This window comes from Flavobacterium faecale, assembly GCF_003076455.1.
GTDB lineage: Bacteria > Bacteroidota > Bacteroidia > Flavobacteriales > Flavobacteriaceae > Flavobacterium > Flavobacterium faecale.
In genome coordinates this window covers 712355-730928 of the sequence record NZ_CP020918.1, presented here as the reverse complement: position 1 = coordinate 730928, position 18574 = coordinate 712355, and the positions used below count along the sequence as shown (strand labels likewise).

General features: G+C 35.5%; 15 protein-coding genes. 12 read left to right on the top strand and 3 right to left on the bottom strand.

The window, feature by feature from the left end; genetic code table 11:
- The first annotated feature begins 182 nt into the window (after positions 1 to 182).
- From kduI to pth, 4 genes are all read left to right on the top strand, one after another.
- Entirely contained in the window at positions 183 to 1025 is an 843-nt protein-coding gene (kduI, locus tag FFWV33_RS03270; RefSeq protein WP_108739584.1) for a 5-dehydro-4-deoxy-D-glucuronate isomerase, read from the top strand.
- Between the two features lie 16 nt (positions 1026 to 1041).
- Positions 1042 to 1836 carry a gluconate 5-dehydrogenase gene (locus tag FFWV33_RS03265; protein ID WP_108739583.1) on the top strand — a complete coding sequence of 265 codons (795 nt, stop codon included), beginning with the start codon at positions 1042 to 1044 and terminating at the stop codon, positions 1834 to 1836.
- Positions 1837 to 1857: 21 nt separating this feature from the next.
- A complete protein-coding gene (locus FFWV33_RS03260) occupies positions 1858 to 3033 on the top strand; it encodes a DUF4861 family protein (protein WP_108742437.1) in 1176 nt (391 codons plus the stop codon).
- A 199-nt stretch (positions 3034 to 3232) separates the two neighbouring features.
- Positions 3233 to 3859, top strand: coding sequence for an aminoacyl-tRNA hydrolase (pth, locus tag FFWV33_RS03250; protein ID WP_108739581.1), 627 nt, complete (start codon positions 3233 to 3235; stop codon positions 3857 to 3859).
- A 133-nt stretch (positions 3860 to 3992) separates the two neighbouring features.
- Here the strand turns inward: pth and FFWV33_RS03245 are convergent, their stop codons facing one another.
- Positions 3993 to 4709 (bottom strand): DsbA family oxidoreductase, encoded by a 717-nt coding sequence (locus FFWV33_RS03245; RefSeq protein ID WP_108739580.1) that lies wholly within the window; start codon positions 4707 to 4709, stop codon positions 3993 to 3995.
- 416 nt (positions 4710 to 5125) lie between these two features.
- Here FFWV33_RS03245 and FFWV33_RS03240 point away from each other — a divergent pair, with 416 nt between their 5' ends.
- From FFWV33_RS03240 to FFWV33_RS03215, 6 genes are all read left to right on the top strand, one after another.
- On the top strand, positions 5126 to 6007 hold the full coding sequence (locus FFWV33_RS03240) for a hypothetical protein (protein WP_108739579.1): 882 nt from the start codon (positions 5126 to 5128) through the stop codon (positions 6005 to 6007).
- A 40-nt stretch (positions 6008 to 6047) separates the two neighbouring features.
- The gene (locus FFWV33_RS03235; protein WP_108739578.1) at positions 6048 to 7097 is read left to right on the top strand and encodes a substrate-binding domain-containing protein; all 1050 of its coding nucleotides are present in this window, start codon (positions 6048 to 6050) and stop codon (positions 7095 to 7097) included.
- 76 nt (positions 7098 to 7173) lie between these two features.
- Positions 7174 to 8691, top strand: a complete 1518-nt coding sequence (locus FFWV33_RS03230; RefSeq protein ID WP_108739577.1) for a sugar ABC transporter ATP-binding protein — start codon at positions 7174 to 7176, stop codon at positions 8689 to 8691.
- A gap of 26 nt (positions 8692 to 8717) precedes the next feature.
- Positions 8718 to 9689, top strand: coding sequence for an ABC transporter permease (locus tag FFWV33_RS03225; protein ID WP_108739576.1), 972 nt, complete (start codon positions 8718 to 8720; stop codon positions 9687 to 9689).
- 5 nt (positions 9690 to 9694) lie between these two features.
- Positions 9695 to 11188: a mannitol dehydrogenase family protein gene (locus FFWV33_RS03220; protein WP_108739575.1), complete on the top strand. Its 1494-nt coding sequence runs from the start codon at positions 9695 to 9697 to the stop codon at positions 11186 to 11188.
- A gap of 3 nt (positions 11189 to 11191) precedes the next feature.
- Positions 11192 to 12082 carry a carbohydrate kinase family protein gene (locus FFWV33_RS03215; RefSeq protein WP_108739574.1) on the top strand — a complete coding sequence of 297 codons (891 nt, stop codon included), beginning with the start codon at positions 11192 to 11194 and terminating at the stop codon, positions 12080 to 12082.
- A 223-nt stretch (positions 12083 to 12305) separates the two neighbouring features.
- On the opposite strand, the gene FFWV33_RS03210 is transcribed toward FFWV33_RS03215, so the two are convergent.
- Positions 12306 to 13790 carry a mannitol dehydrogenase family protein gene (locus tag FFWV33_RS03210; protein ID WP_108739573.1) on the bottom strand — a complete coding sequence of 495 codons (1485 nt, stop codon included), beginning with the start codon at positions 13788 to 13790 and terminating at the stop codon, positions 12306 to 12308.
- Between the two features lie 279 nt (positions 13791 to 14069).
- On the opposite strand from FFWV33_RS03210, the gene FFWV33_RS03205 reads away from it, so the two are divergent.
- Both FFWV33_RS03205 and FFWV33_RS03200 read left to right on the top strand, forming a co-directional pair.
- On the top strand, positions 14070 to 14807 hold the full coding sequence (locus FFWV33_RS03205) for an NUDIX hydrolase (protein ID WP_108739572.1): 738 nt from the start codon (positions 14070 to 14072) through the stop codon (positions 14805 to 14807).
- A gap of 292 nt (positions 14808 to 15099) precedes the next feature.
- Positions 15100 to 17127, top strand: coding sequence for a recombinase (locus tag FFWV33_RS03200; protein ID WP_108739571.1), 2028 nt, complete (start codon positions 15100 to 15102; stop codon positions 17125 to 17127).
- A 178-nt stretch (positions 17128 to 17305) separates the two neighbouring features.
- Here FFWV33_RS03200 and FFWV33_RS03195 read toward each other — a convergent pair whose 3' ends face one another.
- Complete coding sequence (locus tag FFWV33_RS03195) at positions 17306 to 18520, bottom strand: MFS transporter (RefSeq protein WP_245891642.1); 1215 nt, start codon at positions 18518 to 18520, stop codon at positions 17306 to 17308.
- Positions 18521 to 18574: the final 54 nt, after the last annotated feature.

Here is an 18574-nt window from a genome sequence, read left to right as displayed (position 1 = left end):
CGGTAGCCTGACCCGCTTCCGACTTTTCGGGATTCGGCGGGGTACGCGCAAAAAAGTTTTGGTCTATTTTGTTAAGATCATGCAGTTTACTACAAATATAAGTAATTCACAAATAAAATACAATCGATTGTATTTTGAGTTATTAATTGTATATTTACGAAAATTATAAAAAAAAAGATAAGATGGAAAAGAAATATGAGTCGCGTTATGCCGCAGCGCCTGGAGATGTAAAATCCTATGATACAGCTAAATTACGTAAAGAATTTTTGATCGAAAATTTATTTGTAGCAGATGATATTACGCTAGTATATTCACATTACGATCGTTACATCGTAGGTGGGGTAATGCCAGTTGAAAAATTGGTTGTATTGGAAAGCATTGATCAGTTGAAAGCGGGCTTCTTCTTGGAGCGCAGAGAACTTGGGGTTATTAATGTAGGTGGTGCTGGAACTGTGACTGTCAACGGCGAAGCATATAATTTGGAGCATAAAGAAGCATTGTATGTAGGTCAAGGAAACGAAAATGTTTCGTTTGCTAGTGCTGACGCTGCAAATCCAGCTAAATTTTATATCAATTCAACTCCTGCTCATAAAGCTTATCCAATCAAAAAAATCGGAATCGATGATGTTGAAGTGGTAGAATTGGGTGCTCCTGAAACAGCCAACAGACGTACACTTAGAAAATATATTGTAAACAGCGTAGTTGATGTTTGTCAATTGCAAATGGGTATGACAACTTTGCATTCTGGTAGTGTTTGGAATACTATGCCAGCGCACGTACACGATCGTAGAATGGAAGTTTATTTTTATTTCGAAATACCAGAAAATCAAGCTGTTTGTCATTTCATGGGACAACCAGACGAAACCAGGCATATTTGGATGGGGAATAATCAAGCGGTAATTTCACCGCCATGGTCCATTCACTCTGGTTCAGGTACTAGTAGCTATTCTTTTATTTGGGGAATGACGGGTGAAAACTTGGATTATGGGGATATGGATTTTTGCAATATTACAGACTTAAGATAATTTTAAATAAAAATATATGTCAATTAATTTATTTGATTTAACAGGCAAAGTGGCCTTGGTTACGGGCGGAACGCATGGATTGGGTCAGGCTATGGCGACTGGTTTAGGTAACGCTGGGGCAATTTTGGTTATCAATGGCGCCTCATCTCAAGAAAAATTGGATGCGGCTGTTAGTGCTTACAAGAATCTTGGAATTACTGCTCACGGATATTTGTTTGATGTTACTAATGAAGAATCGGTTAAGCAAAATATCGCTTTGATCGAAAAAGAAGTAGGTGTTATTGATATTTTGGTGAATAATGCCGGAATTATCAAAAGGATTCCACTTGAAGATATGGAAGTTGCCGATTTTGAAGAGGTAATTAAAGTCGATTTAATTAGTCCTTTCATCGTTTCGAAACATGTAGTAAAAGGAATGATTGCACGCAAGCAAGGAAAAATCATCAATATTTGTTCGATGATGAGTGAGTTGGGTCGCAGTACTGTTGGTGCTTATGCGGCTGCCAAAGGTGGACTGAAAATGTTGACCAAAAATATGGCGACGGAATGGGCAAAACACAACATACAAGTTAACGGAATTGGTCCTGGTTACTTTGCTACGACGCAAACCGAACCAATTCGTGTGGACGGACATCCTTTTAACGAATTTATTTTGGGAAGAACACCAGCGGCTCGTTGGGGAGATCCTGCGGACTTGCAAGGGGCGGCTATCTTTTTGAGTTCTAAAGCCAGTGATTTTGTCAACGGACATATTTTGTATGTAGACGGTGGAATCTTAGCAACAATCGGTAAGCCATCAAACGAAATTTAATTGCACCAAAAAACCATTGTTATGAAAGTTTATAAAATAATTTGTAGTGCGGTTACGGCTTGTCTTTTGTTCTCTTTTGGTTCGAAAGAAAAGGTGACTACGGTAAAAGTGAAGAATGTCTTGAATAAAGAACGCTCTTTAGAAACAGTAACCTTGACCAAAATTTTTTTGAATACCAATGATTTGAAAAACTTGGGTGTTCGAGACAAGAAAACGGGTAAACTCTTGGTTACTCAATTGGTAGATAATGATGGTGACGGCACTATGGACGAGCTATTGTTTCAGCCAGTTGTTGCTGCAAAATCTACTCAGGAATTTGAGGTACTAACAGTTTCTGATCAAGAAAAACCAAAATCAATAGACTACTGTTACTCTCGCTTTGTACCAGAACGTACCGATGATTATACTTGGGAAAACAACAAAGTAGCTTTTAGAGTATATGGACCTGTGGCGCAAAAAATGATCGAAGATAAGGTAAAAGGCGGTACACTTTCGAGTGGAGTAGATGCTTGGTTAAAACGAGTTGATTACTCAATTATCAATAAATGGTACAAGAAAGTAGTTGATAAAACAGGGAGCTATCACGAGGATACAGGCGAAGGTTTGGATAATTTTCACGTAGGTTCTAGTAGAGGAGTGGGCGGAATTGCAGTAAAAGGCAAAGAAGGTTACTATTTTGGAAAAAATTATACCGAATACAAAACCATAACTACCGGGCCAATTCGAACTAGTTTTTATTTGAATTACGCAGATTGGGATGCAGATGGTAATGAAATCGTCGAGTCCAAAATCATTAGTTTGGATTATGGTAGCCGAATGTCAAAATTTGAAACTTCGTTGAAAGGGACCAAAACTATAGCTGCTGGCTTGACACTTCATGAAAAAAAAGGTAAAGTGACAGGAAATAAGAAAAACGGTTGGGTGAGTTATTTTGAACCAATTGGAGATTCGGAAATCGGAACTGCAATTGTGGCTACCAAAGAATATTTTTGTGATTTTGAAACCTACGATACTCCAAAAGCTGATTTGAGTAATGCCTTTGCGAACTTGAAAGTAAAAAACAATAAAGTAGTTTATTATGCAGGTCACGGCTGGAAGAAGCAAGGTGATATTAAAAATGTTACAGAATGGGAGAATTATTTGAATCAGTTCTCTGAAAATATCAATCATCCATTGGTAGTTTCATTGACTAAATAGTTTTAATCGAATGAGGTACGTGTCTAAGAAGTTAAGCGACTAAGTTTTCTGTAGCATTCGTTTATATCTTTTACAATTAAACTTTTCAGTTGAGGCAGCTGTTGAATAGTTATGAAATAAATAATAAGTCCTTTTACATTTGCACCGTCATTTGTAAAAGGATTTTTTTTGTTTGCTATTTTACCCTTATTTTTGCCCCATGATAAAATGGATACAACAATTGTTTTCATCTGTACCCGTAGCGGACAAAACCGATAATATGAAGAAATTTTTAATAGTTGGATTAGGGAATATAGGCGCGGAGTATGTGAATACCCGTCACAACATAGGTTTTAAAGTGGTTGATTTTTTGGCTCGAAAGGAAGGAGTCTCTTTCGAAACTGTAAAATTGGGAACCATGGTGGAGTTCAAATTAAAAGGTCGCTCTTTTTTGCTTTTAAAGCCTAATACCTACATGAACTTGAGTGGTAAAGCCGTGAAGTACTGGTTGGACAAAGAGAATATTCCCGTTGAAAATCTTTTGGTGATAACCGATGATTTAAATTTATCTTTCGGTGCTATTCGAATTAAGCCCAAAGGAAGTGACGGTGGTCACAACGGTTTAAAAAATATTAATTTCGAACTAAATTCTAATGTATATGCACGATTCCGTTTTGGAATCAGTGACGAATTCAAAAAAGGAAAACAAGTCGATTATGTACTTGGTGAATGGAACGCTGAAGAGGATGCGAAATTGCCAGAGCGATACGAAATTGCCTCTGAAATAATCAAATCATTTGGAATGGCTGGACTAGAGTTGACTATGACCTCTTATAATGGTAAATAATTTAGGCAAAAAAAGAGTTGCCACGAATGTTATGCTACAAGGTTAAATTGTAGTGCAACATTCGTGGCAACTGTATTTAAAAACTGTTTAAGGGCAGTGCTGCTTAATTAGTTCATCCTTTACTAGGGACAAATTAGTTACATCCTTCAATTCCACAACTATCTCCTTCTTCAGTATTCAACAAAGTAAGTTTTGGTCCAAAAGTTCCTTCTTCCCATACTTTTTCTAATGTTTGCACGAAAGTCTCTACGTGTTGTGCGCCAGAAACGGCATATTTATTATCAAAAACAAAGAAAGGTACACCTTGTACGCCTATTTGTTGCGCCATAGCGATATCGTTTTGAACTTCTTGTTCGAAAGCATTGGAATGTAAAACTTCGTCAACAACTGATTTTTCCAATCCTACTTCTTGTCCAAGTGCTGATAGCGTAGGCAAGTCGTTTACATCTTTCCCGTCGGTCATGTAGGCTTTGAACAATAATTCTTTTAATTCATCACCCACATTGTGTTTTTTGGCTAAATGCAATAGTCGGTGTGCATTGTGTGAGTTGGCTTGAATAGCTTTGTCAAAATTGAACTCAAGTCCGGTGTTTTTTGCATTTTGAGTCATGCTGTCTACCATTTCTTTTGCCCAATCTTTGTCTTTTCTATACTTTTCGGCTAAGTGATCATAAATGTTGTCATCTTTTGAAGCTACAAAGTTGGCATCAAGCTGAAAACTCTTCCATTCGACTTCGATAGCATCTTTGTGACCAAACTGTTCTATTGCATTTTCAATTCTTCTTTTTCCTATGTAGCAATATGGGCACATTACATCTGACCATATCTGTATTTTAAGTGTGTTTTCCATTTTTTCTAATATTTGTATATACAAATGTACAAAACAGTTTTGGTAATCTACTTTTGATTAGGATTTTATTAGGATTTAATGCCTTTAATCGGGTAGGTGGTGCTCGCGTTTTTATCCTGTATAATGTGAATTTTTAGTAGATAATGTAGTAGCAGAACGCGCTTACTGAGGAATTTACGCTATCGTAATAGTTGATTTTTCTTTCATTGTATAATTATTAAACGTATTTAAGACGTAATAAGAATATAGCGTTAAAGCCTTGTGAAATCTAGTTTTATGGCAATACAATGACAATTAAAATGAATTAAATGTTTTTTTAGTTCGAAAAAAAATATTTATCTCAGATTTAATTCTATCTTTGCTTTATAAAACGTAGTTAATACGTTTTATAAACCACAAACTAACTAACAAAAATTATGAAAAACGCATTTAACTTCCCGTCAGTTGTAACTGGGGCAAAATTCAGAAAAAAACTAGCGGTTCAAACATTGGCAATAGGATTGCTTTTTGGGGCAACTGCTTTACAAGCACAAAAGAAAACCACTCATGTTGATACTGTAAACGAGGTAGTAGATACTTATCAACCTTTTTCTTTTGGTCTTCAGGTTAAAAATATGCACTTATGGCACGGGTTTGTAGTGACTCCTGGTCCTATGGTTGCTACCAACTTAGAATTCAATTCTAGAGACAAAAAATTCACTTTTGGATTTTGGGGTGGCGCTGGTGCTGCTTCTGATGTTACAAACAAAAAAACTGGAGCAGATGTTGGTGCTAATTACAAAGAGTTTTCTATCTACACTGCTTATCACTTTAATGATAAGTTTTTTATCGAAGCAGTTACTCATAATAACTATACTGGTGTAGAAGAAAGAGGAGATGTGTTGCATTACTGGAGTTATAACAAAAGACAAGGATATAATTTTGTAGATTTAAACTTCGGTTACCAAGTAACAAAAAGTACTTCTCTTTATTTAGCTACAATTTTAGGTGGTGGTTCTGGAGATTATCAAGTACAAGCAGATGGTTCTTTGAGAGATTCTTACACGCAATATTTAGAGATTAAAAGTAAAGTGTTTGAAAAAGGAGATACTAAATTGAATTTATTCGTAGGTGGTGCTTGGTCTTTGGTTAATGAGAAAACATTTTATACACAAGGTAAAGGAAATATCATTAATGTTGGAGCAACATTATCAAAAAAAGTGGCTCTTGGATCGTATGTATTACCAGTTGACGTAACAGCAATGTGGAACCCAGAGAAACAAAAAACAGTACTACAAGTAGCGGCTAAATTGTTTTAGTCACAAATAAATAATAAATTAACAATCAAAACTATAAAATATGAAATCACTATTAAAAAAAATGGCTAAGCCATTATTAATGTTGGCAATTGTAGCAACTGCAACTAGTTGTATTGATAAAGATAAAAGTGCCGCTGAAACTACTACGGATGCCGCTACTACAGGAACAAAAATTGAAAGTGCAAAAGATTTAAAAGGATTGAAAATTGGGTATTGCACACCATCATTGGATGCTCCATATTACCAAGCTCTTTTAACAAGTATCAAGGAAACGACTGAGGCAAACGGAATGGTTTTTTTGTCTGCAGATGGTCAAGGGGATATCAGTAAGCAAATCGCTGCTTGTGAGGATTTGATCACCAAAGGTGTAGATGCTCTATTGTTGAACCCAAAAGATCCAGATGCATTGGTTGAGGTTACTAAAGTTGCAAATAAAGCTGGAATTCCAGTATTTATTATCGATAGTTCTATTAATCCTGCAGCAGAATTTGTAACGACTATTCAGTCAAACAATTTGGCAAACGGTGAATTAGCTGGAGAATGGGCTGCTAAAAAATTCGGAAAGAAAAAAATGAATATCGCTTTGTTGAGTGGTAACGCTGGTAACCCAGTAGGAAGAACTCGTAAGCAAGGTTTGTTACAAGGTATTACTGAAGAGCAATTAAGAACACTAGGATATATCAACCTAAATGTAGTTACACAAGCCTACACAGAGTGGACTTATGCAGGAGGTCAAAAAGCGATGGAAGATGTATTGGTTGCACACCCAGATGTAAATGTTGTAATTACAGAGTCTGACGTATGTGTATTAGGTGCTATTAAAGCAATTGCAAAAGCTGGTAAAACAAACGATATCTTAATCGTTGCTGGTGCAGATGGTCAAAAAGAAGCAATCAAATACATTATGGATACTGATTTCTACGGATGTACTGCAATGAATAGCCCAGTTCAAATTGGAATAAACTCTGTTGAAGCTGCGATACAATACATCAATGGTAAAAGAGATTTTTCTAAAATATCGTTTACTGCGCCATTGTTGATCACAAAAGAAAATGCTGCTAAATATTACAACCCAAAAGCATTGTTTTAATCTAAAATAAAAATCTTTTTGCTATGCCTTTCGATTATCGAAAGGTATAGACAAAGGATAATAAACCTAAAGTAGTATGGAAAATAGAAATAGTGATTACCGAGTTGAAATGACTGGCATTACCAAGAGTTTTGGTGTTGTTTCGGTATTGCAAGGGGTTAATTTGAAGGTGAAACAAGGAGAGATTCATGCTTTACTCGGAGAAAATGGAGCAGGAAAATCTACTTTAGTTAAAATTCTAAGTGGTGTGCATCAAAGAGATGGCGGAACAATTTTGCTTAATGGTAAAGAAATTAATCCAAAAGACACACACGAAGGACAAGTTTTAGGAATTAGCGTTGTCTATCAAGAATTATCATTGGTGAATGATTTGTCTGTTGCAGAAAATATTTATTTGCACAAATTGGGTGCTAGTAAATTTTGGATGAACTGGAAAGAAATCACAAAAGATGCTCAAGAATTAATTGACTCTTTGGGTTTTGTAATAGATGCCTCAGCAAAAGTTAGGGATTTAAGTATTGTTCAAAAACAAGTAGTCGAAATTGCAAAAGCATTGTCTGAAGATACTAAGGTATTGATCTTAGATGAGCCTACTACCGTTTTTGATCCAAATGATGCTCAAAAATTATTTACAAATCTTTTGAGATTAAAAAGTGAAGGAATGTCAATTATTTATATTTCACACCATTTGGATGAAATATTTAAAATTGCCGACACTATTACTGTTTTAAAAGATGGTGTAGATACCGGTAGCATGGCTACCAAAGACATTAACAAGGATAATGTTATCAAATTAATGATTGGTCGTGAGTTAGATGAGTTGTATCCTACTCGTGATCCAAGAACAGAACAACCACCAGTTTTTGAAGTTAAAAATCTCTACGGAAGTGATGGTTTTGTGAAAGATGTTTCTTTTGCTGTTCATCCAGGTGAAGTTGTTGGAATTGCAGGTTTGGGCGGAAGCGGAAGAACCGAAATGGCAAAACTTATTTTTGGTGCTGACAAAAAGAAATCGGGAACTTTAATTCTTAACGGAAAAGTAATCAAAACCGATTCACCTTTTGATGCTGTCAAGCACGAAATTGGTTTTGTGTCTGAGGATAGAAAAGAAGAAGGGGTGTTTTTGCCACTTTCTATTCGAAGTAATATCAGTATTACGAGTTTTAAACCTATTTCAAGTAAATTAGGATTTATAAACAATCAAAAAGAGCAAGAAAATGTTCGTGGTTTGATTGATAAATTGAATATAAAAACTCCAAGTAGTGAGGTAGATGTTAAAAATTTATCTGGTGGAAACCAACAAAAAGTAGCCTTGGCAAAATGGTTAAGTATCGATAGTAAACTAATTATTATTGATGAACCTACAAGAGGTGTAGATGTTGGAGCCAAGATTGAAATTTATAACTTGATTAATGAAGTTGCAAAAAAAGGAGTTGGTGTTATTGTTATTTCTTCAGATATGCCAGAGATAATGGGAATTGCAGACCGAATTCTAGTCATGCACAAAGGATCTATATTTGGCGAATTGCCAAAAGAAAAATTCACTGAAGAAAATATCTTGAGATATTCTATTGGCGAAGAATTAAAAGAATAACACTAATAATATTTAAAATAAATAAAATGAATACATCTACAACCAAAGAATCAAATGGCTTAGCCGAAATAATGAAATTTGTAATAAAGCACAATACGATCTTTATTTTTATTCTTCTAGTAATTTTTTCAGCGTTCATTTCAGACGTATTTTTTACCGAGACTAACCTCTCAAATTTATTAAAACAAGTATCAGGAATTGGAGTAGTGAGTATCGCTATGTTAATTGTAATCTTAACCGGTGGTATTGATTTGTCCGTAGGGTCAATTGTAGCACTATTGGCAGTAACTTTTGCCATATTGGTGAATATGGTCGTACTTCCAGTTGCTATTTTATTGACAATCTTAATTGGGTTTGCATTGGGTAGTTTCTCAGGTTACCTAGTCGCTTATCAAAAAATGGCACCCTTTATTGCAACATTAGCTTTAATGACCATTGCTAGAGGTTTAGGGTTTATTTATTCAAAAGGATCTCCAGTAACTTTTGATTCTCCAGGAGGTGCTTTCATGTCTGATTTTGCAAACAATTCAACTCTATTTGTTCCAAACATTGCTATTGTGTTTTTTATTATTGTGGCTATGGCTGCAGTAATGTTAAAGTACAACGTATTTGGAAGACTAGTAATCGCAATGGGTAGTAACGAAGAAGCTTCTCGCTTGTCTGGAATAAAAGTTAGCAAATACAAATTTTTAGTATATGCGATATCAGGTTCTTTAGCTGCTGTTGCTGCTATCATTACCGCTTCTAGAACTAACTTAGGTTCGCCAAATATGGGAGTTTCTTGGGAACTAGATGCTATTGCTGCCGTTGTTATCGGTGGAGCGAGTCTTAATGGAGGAAGAGGAAATGCAGTAAATACTTTAATGGGTGTATTGATCTTGGGATTAATTGGAAACATTCTAAATCTTCTTAATGTACCTTCTTACCCACAGCAAGTTGTAAAAGGAGCCATCATCATCTTGGCCGTATTATTTCAAAAAATCGAAAGCAAAAAATAGTAATCATGACAAATCTTATTTTAAATAACAGTAGCTTGAAAGAGTTATCTGCAAGGGTTTCTGTGCCTCAATACAACAGAGAAAATGTTACAGCAGGTATTGTTCACGTAGGCGTAGGTGGGTTTCACAGAGCGCACGAAGCCATGTACTTAGATCAATTATTACATGATTTTTCGAATACTAAATGGGGTATTTGTGGAGTTGCTTTATTGTCTTTCGATCAAAAAATTTATAATGTTCTAAAGGAGCAAGATGGCTTGTACACACTGGTTGTAAAAGAGTTGGATGGTAGCTTAACCAAAAGAGTAATTGGTTCTATTGTTGAATATTTATTTGCACCTGATAGTCCAAGAGCAGTCATTGAAAAAATGGCTAATCCTGAGGTGAAAATTATTACACTGACTATTACAGAAGGTGGTTATAACTTGAACGAAGCTACTGGTGAATTCAATTTAGATAATCCACAAATTATTCATGATAGCCAAAACGCATCAGAACCAAAAACTATTTTTGGCTACTTAACTCAAGCTTTAAAACTAAGAAAAGAGCAAAATTCAGGTCCAGTTACGATACTTTCTTGTGATAATATTGAAGGAAACGGACATGTAACTAAGAAAATGTTATTGTCATATATCACATTTGCAGAACCAGATTTATTAAATTGGATCGAAAGTAATGTGTCTTTCCCTAATAGTATGGTGGATCGAATTACACCAGCAACTGTTGCTAGCGATATCGCCGAACTAAAAGAGGTTTCGGGTATTGAAGATCAATGGCCAGTAGTTTGTGAATCGTTTCAACAATGGGTAATCGAGGACGATTTTATCGCTGGACGACCTAATTTAGAATCAGTAGGAGTACAGTTTGTAAAGAATGTTGCTCCTTTCGAAAAAATGAAATTAGGTTTGCTTAATGCAGGGCATACCGTTGTTGGTACTTTAGGTAGCTTGGTAGGGTATTCTACAATTGATGAAGCTGTGACTGATCCTAATATTGGAGCATTTTTAGCTAATTATTTAGACGTTGAGGTTACACCAATTCTTCGTGATTTAGAGGGGATGGATTTGACTGCCTACAAACAGACATTGATTAAACGTTTCAGTAATATTTATATCAAAGATCAAATTGATCGTATTTGTTCTGAAACTTCGGCCAAAATGCCAAAGTTTATTTTACCAACAGTAACAGAGCAGTTAAAATCAAACAACGATATCGCTTTTGCATCTTTTGTAGTAGCGGCTTGGGCTGTTTATAGTTTGGGTTACAATGAGAAAAGAGAAACCATAAACATCAAAGATGCTTTGCAAGAAACTGTTTTTGAGTATGCACAATTGGCGCAATCCAATCCAAAAGCATTTTTAGATTTAGAAGCGGTGTTTGGTTCTTTACGTCATTCAGAAATTTTTAGTGACGCTTTCGCGAAAGCCTATCAAAATATTGTATCTTTTGGTGTCGAAAAATGTATCATAGAAATGAATAAAAATATAGTAAGCAAATAAGTCATGATAAAAGCAACCTGTTTCGGAGAAGTTTTATGGGATGAATTTCCAACACACAAAAAAATTGGTGGAGCGCCTCTTAATGTTGCCGTTCGCTTGCAATCAATGCAAAACGAAGTGTCCGTAATTAGTTGCGTGGGTATGGATGAAAAAGGCGAGCTTTTGCGTGATTTTATGCTAAAGCACGACGTGAATATCCAAGGTATTCAAATTGATGCTGCTCATAAAACGGGTAAAGTGAAAGTAGTTTTAGACGCATCGGGATCGGCTTCGTACGATATTATGCAACCCCGTGCGTGGGATAAAATCCAATTGACAAAAACAGCACAGGACTTGACTCAAGAAGCAGATGTATTTGTTTATGGTAGTTTGGCGTCAAGAGACGAAGTCTCAAGAACTACGCTATACGCTTTATTAAAACTAGCAAAATATAAAGTTTTTGATGTCAATTTACGCAAGCCTTACTATGATGCTGCTATCTTGGAGCATTTGATGAACGAAGCTAATTTTATCAAATTTAATGATGATGAAATTTTTGAAATAGCTGGTCTTTTAGGTTCAGATTCAAAGAGTTTGGAGACAACTATTTTGTTTATTGCTCATAAAACCAATACAGATTGTATATGTGTGACCTTGGGTAGTAAAGGTGCCATGTTATACTTCGAAGGTGATTTCTATTCCAATCCAGGCTATAAAATTACGGTAGCCGACACCGTTGGAGCAGGTGATTCGTTTTTGGGTACTTTGATTAATAAATTGATCAAGAAAGAAGATCCGCAACAAGCCATTGATTATGCTTGTGCTATTGGTGCTTTGGTCGCTAGTCATGAAGGTGCAAATCCAAAAATTGACGCAGCCGAGATAGAGGCAATAATGAAAACTAATAAAAAATAATGTTATAGCTGTTTTGCCATTGAGGGATTTAACGTATTTTATTGGTTGAATCGTTTTATTCCTTAGTGGTTAAAACTATTTATTTTAAGCTAATAAAAATGGCTTTTTAAGAAGGTATTAATTCATAGATTACAATTTTTTAAAATTGAACATTTTTAAGCTTTGTCGTAAAACTTCATGATTCCAATCATGAAGTTTTTTTATGTCTAGTTGTAGCAATTAATTATTTTCCAGTCCAATTTTGGATACAATTTTTAACGGTATTTGTTCGCAACTGAGCAAGTGCATCTAGGTAAAGCGGTACAAAAGTTGCATCTTCACTCAAAAGGTTAAATATGGCTTTTAATTCAATAAACTTCATCGGGTTTTGGATCGAAAGTGCTGCTGTTCGAATTAAAGTGCCGCTTTTGGTGTCAATAATGTCATAAGGTTGGTCATTGTCATCCACACCATCGTTGTATCGAGTCCAAGCTGCTATAATAAAGGCAGCTCCTTTGACCTGCTTATTGTGTTGTAATTGATGATTGAGCGTTGGCAAAATAAATAACGGAACTTTTGCAGAACTCTCTTGGCATATACGTGTTAATTGGTCATTGATATGCGGGTTTTGGAAGCGCAATACAATGTTTTTTTTATAATCCTCAATAGTATCCTGGTCAGAGTCGGTCAAGGTCGGACTCACTTCTTCATCCAGAAAATGTTGCAAAAACCGAATAAAATCAGGATCGTTTGCCGTTTCATACACTGTTTTGTAACCATGTAAAGTTCCGAGTATCCCCAAAATGGTGTGACTCGCATTCAATACCTGTAATTTTAGATTTTCAAAGGGCGAAATATTGTTGGTATATTGTACACCAACTTTGTCCCAAACGGGTCTTGGATGAATAAATTTATCTTCGATTACCCATTGCGAAAACGATTCGGAAACCACTGGCCATTGATCATCGATTTGAAAATCTTCTTTCAAGCTATGTATGTCGGTCGAGTGCGTGATAGGTGTAATACGATCGACCATCGTATTAGGGAAACTGGTGTTGTTTGATATCCAATCTAGCAAATCGGGTTCAATTTTACTCACATAATTAAGTAGCGATTTTTTCATGGTATCTCCATTTGACTTAATGTTGTCGCAGGACAAAATAGTGCAACCAGGTAGGTTGCGTAATTTTCTTAATTTGAAAGATCGTGTCAGATAACCAAATACCGTTTTTGGATTGAATGGGTTTTTAATATCCTCGGTAACTTCTGGATGATTGATGTCAAACTCTCCGGTTATCTCGTTCAAATGGTAGCCGTCTTCAGCAATCGTAAGCGAAATTATTTCGATATCTGGATGTGCCATTTTTTCAATCACTGCCAATGGATTCTCAGGGCCGTAAAAATATTCAACAATAGAGCCAATTACTTTTGCCTTATGTGCACCATTGTTTTCTTTGGTGTATAATGTAAATAATCCATCTTGATCTTTAAGTACACTATATATTTTTCGATCTGACTCTAACAAATCTACACCGCAAATACCATAATTCAATTCTTTGTACTTTTCGATTAACTCATGCGTATAGTAGGCCTGATGCGAGCGATGAAAATTGCTCACACCAATATGCAGTATACTGGTCTTGATTTGATTTCTGTCATAAGACGGAATTGCAACTTCTTTGGGTAATAAGGCTACATTTTCGGCGTTGAGATAATAAAATTTTGGCATAAAAATACTTCGCTTAGGGTTGTTTTTCAAACGTTAAAAATACGTATTTATATTCGATTACAAATAACTATGGAAAGGAGTTTTAACTGATTTGTTGGTATTCTGTAGTTTAAAATTATTAGCTGTAATCATTCTTTGAATGTAATGGTATTTAATGGTTTTTCGAATGAGAATAATTTGAGTAAATATCCAATCAAAAATGCGTAATTTGGCAATCAAAAGCGTAAAAACTGTTATATTTGTGTGCTACTAATTGTATCATATGACCAATTTTGAACCATGGACTTTAGAAAAATAAATAACTTATCGGTAGATTGTGTCATTTTTGGTCTTGGGGCAGAAAAATTGAATGTTTTGTTGCAAAAGCGTTGTTTAAACCTCTTTAGCGATAATTTTGCTGTTATTAATGACTGGATTCTACCTGGTGAAAACGTTTTTAAAAGCAACAGTTTAGGTCAATCTGCTGACAAAATTTTGGACGAATTGGACTTTGGTCAGTTTACCAACAAAAAGCAATTTAGAACTTATGGTAGTCACAAACGTGTCAAGTCTGATAAAGATCTACTGTGGGTGCGTAGCCAAGGAGCGGAGGCTAGAACAATAACAGTGGTCTATTATTTGACCATGCCTTTGGAATCTACAATATTAGAAGGCGATAGCGATTTGCAATGGTTTCCTGTAGAAGATTTGCCTGAAGTAGGTTTTGATCATAAATTGATCATTCATGATGCTTTTGAAGATCTAAAGAATAAAATCACTACTGAGCCTGTTTTATTTGATCTTGTACCTACTAAATTCACTTTAAACGAACTCCAAATTGCCTTTGAAATCCTCTTGGATATCGAATTGGACAATCGTAATTTTAGAAAGAAAACCATCAGTAAACCCTACATCGTGCCACTCGACGATAAACGGAAAGTTGCGGGTTCAAAAAAGCCTTCTAAGCTCTATATGTTCAGCCAAGATGTGTATGATAAAATTGCTGAAAAAGATTTTATGATCGGTACGATTTTGTAGTACAAATTTCTGTTTTTTTAAGGTTTCATTGCTTGCTGTTTTTAATATTTTAATTAGACTTTTGACTTTCGATTTATCCTAAGTTTTGTTTATATATGTGCCTGTAGTTAGCGATTTTTTTTCTTCTGTATAAAATGTTTTGGTTGTTGTACGCTTCTATTGCGAATCTAGTAACATAAGTGTTTAATTTTGATGAATAAATAGTTGCCGATTCAATCAATTCTATTTATTTATTTTATAATTTCGGTCAGATAAAGAAATGTTTTTTTATACTAATTAATTCATTCAGTTTATGAATGTAAGGCATCAATTTCAACAGGATAAAACGATAAAGGAACTCTTTGAAAATCATTTTGATAAGGGTGTTTATGCTGATGAAAGATTGTTATTTCTAGTAGATTTAATCCATGTGTTTAGACCCAAAAAGCCTATAAAAATAGAGCAAGTGGACATGACTGAATGCATTGATTTTTTGCAAAATAACCCACGCTATATTCCGTTACTCAGGGATTATTTTAGAACGGTGATCAGTAAAAACAAGTTTTCTAGACTTTTAACAGACTCTGGTATCCTAAATGACAATCATTTTCTCAAAGAAATCAAGAAAAGATTGTTCGAAAAATTTTTACCCTTTCAGCCAGAAAAGGGAACGTTGCAATTTGTATTAAACCAAGTTTTTTACTTGAGCACAGATTCAATTTGGATTAACAAAATTCCCTACGATCAGATTGTTGTTTTGTACGAATTATTAGGGTTCACAGATATATACGAAAACGTCAAACAAGAAACACCTTTTTCTGAGGTCATGATTGCGATGCAAATTTTGGCGCAAAGAATGAGTGGTCGCGCATTGGAAAATGATGTGATTAAAATGGTGCCAGAATATTCTAATTTTGAGAGTCCGTTTTTGGGTTTCGAAAAAGAATTAAATCAGCTCGAGCACATTATTCGTGCCAACGGTTGTCATTATATCCAGTCAACTGAGCTGGTGTATAAGCAGGTTTTAATGTTGCACAAGCAGTGCAATGATTTTGTAGATAAAGCCTTTTTGAACAGTTCCAAATACGGGATATCCTTATCTGTTAATCAAAGTTTGCTTCGTATTCGTCAGCAATTAGTTCGAATTAAAGAGTTGTTGCCTTTGTTGGTAGTGGATAGCGAAGAAGGAAAAAAAAGAAATAGCACCCTAGTGTTGATCCGATTGATTCGCTACAATTGCTACAAGAATAATATTCGAAAGTTACTACTTGAAAGTACACAATTGATATCGTATGAAATAACACAACATACCGCGAAATCCGGTCAAAAATACATTACAGATGGTTACAAAGAATATTTTTCTATGTTCTACAAAGCTATTGGTGGTGGGTTTATAGTTGGTTTTTTATGCTTATTCAAATTGCTTTTTTCTCGAATAGAAACATCTGCTTTTGGACACGCCTTTTTTTATAGTTTGAATTATGCTTCGGGCTTTGTTATTATCTTTTTACTAGGTTTTACACTAGCGACTAAGCAGCCTGCAATGACGGCGGCAACTATTGCGCAAACCTTGGACGAAGGAATGAAAAACAAGAATCAAGTAAAGGAAAAACATACTTTGTTTGCCAAATTGTTTGCTCGAATTTTTAGAACTCAGTTTATTGCCTTTGTCGGTAATGTGCTTTTTGCATTTCCGGTTTCTTTATTTTTAATCTGGATGTTGGATTTGGTAAGTGGTGTGAATTATGCCGAAGCCCGTGCGGGGAAATTAATTCATGATCTAGATCCTATTTATTCCATGTCAATTATTCATGCGGCTATTGCAGGTGTCTATTTGTTTTTTTCAGGGATTATTTCGGGAAATATAGCCAACAGAAACAAACATTATCAAGTAGCTTATCGTATTCAAGAGAATCCGTTTTTAAAACAGACTTTCGGTATTGTCAAAACAAAAAAAATATCCAATTGGGTGCATGAAAATTGGGCTGGTGTAATCTCAAATATGTGGTTCGGTATCTTTTTGGGAAGTACCGCCTCTCTAGGGATCTTTTTTGGACTAAATTTAGATATTCGTCACATCACCTTTGCTAGTGGGAACTTTGCTTTAGGCCTTTATGGTAACCATTTTTCGCTTAACTTTTGGTCTCTGTTTTGGTCTGTGATCGGAATTGGTTTGATTGGTTTTATCAATTTTATTGTTAGTTTTTCGCTGTCGATGTTTTTGGCATTGCGTTCACGAAATATTCCATTATCAGAATTGAGATTACTGAATAAATCTATTATTTACTATTTTAAAAGAGCGCCACTAAACTTCTTTTTCCCACTGAAAGACAAGGCATAGCGAATGTGTATTTTGAAAACATTCTACTCTCTTGTGTACCTAAAAGTAATTTTGTAAACGGATTTGCATTAGGGATGGGAGCAATTGTTTGAGCTATTGGGGTTGCTGACCGATTTTTCGGGAAGAACCCCAAAGCGAGTGCGGACAGCCCGACCGAAGGGAATGCCCAAATAATAATCTACTGTAATGCCTTGATTCTAGAAACTAAAAAAGCTATAATAAGTCCGAATATCCCAATAAAGGCAAATGAAAAACGGAGTCCAAATGCTTCAGCAATAAAGCCGATTACGGGTGGACCCATTAAAAAACCTAGAAAACTTACGCTTGTTACCATGGCGATTGCCTCACCAGGCGGAATGTTAGGTGTTTTACCCGCTACGCTGTATAACGTAGGTACGATGGTTGAAACGCCAAGTCCTACGAGCATAAAACCTAAGGTTGCTGGTATCAGGTAGGGGAAAAATACGGCAGTAAATAATCCCGTTGAGATCATAAATCCACTAGTTTGAATAACTTTTTTACGACCAAATTTTGTTATTAGTCCATCACCCAAAAAGCGTCCTGTCGCCATCATAATCATAAAAGAGGTATACCCCAAAACGATCAAGGGACCTGGAACTTTGACAATTTCTTCAAAATAGATACCGCTCCAATCAAACATAATTCCTTCACTTGCCATACAGCCAAAACCAATGACTCCTAGTGATAACAGCGCAGGATCGGGCTTGGTAAATAGTTTCTTTTTTTCGTCTGTTTTTGGTGTTTCTTTGGCTCTAATTAAGAATTTGAAGTTGATGGCAACCAATAAGACTACGATCGCTGCTACTGTAGCAAAATGTTGAAAAGGCGTCATGTGTAGCGCTAGCATTGCAATACCAATAAGTGCGCCTGTAAAACCCGCAAAGCTCCATACACCATGAAAAGAGGCCATTATGTTTTTGTTGAATAACTTTTCTGTATAAACGCCTTGGGTATTGACGGCAATATTGTTCATGTTGCCGCACATACCAAACAGATAAAGGCCGACACCTAGTTGCCATGAGCTTGTTGCTAGTCCCATATTGGTCAAACATACACCATACATCACCAGTGAAAAAACGGCTAGTCGATGACTGCCAAATCGGGTGACTAATCTCCCAGAAAAAGGCATCATAGTCATTTGACCGAGTGGTAAGGCTAGTAATATTGTTCCTAAATCTGCTGGGCTTAATTGTAGTGCTAATTTTATATCCGGAATTCGGCTTGCCCATGTAGCAAAGCATAATCCCATTCCAAAATAAAAGGAAGCAACGGCCAAACGAATTCGTAATAAATAAGATTGTTTAGCGTTCCTAAAGCTCTTTTTTATTTTTCCTTGCGCTCTAAAATTGCCTATGAAGTTTAATCGAATCAAAATCGTTGTATTGTTGTTTAAGATGCAAAAATACGAAAATCACTACCGTTTGAA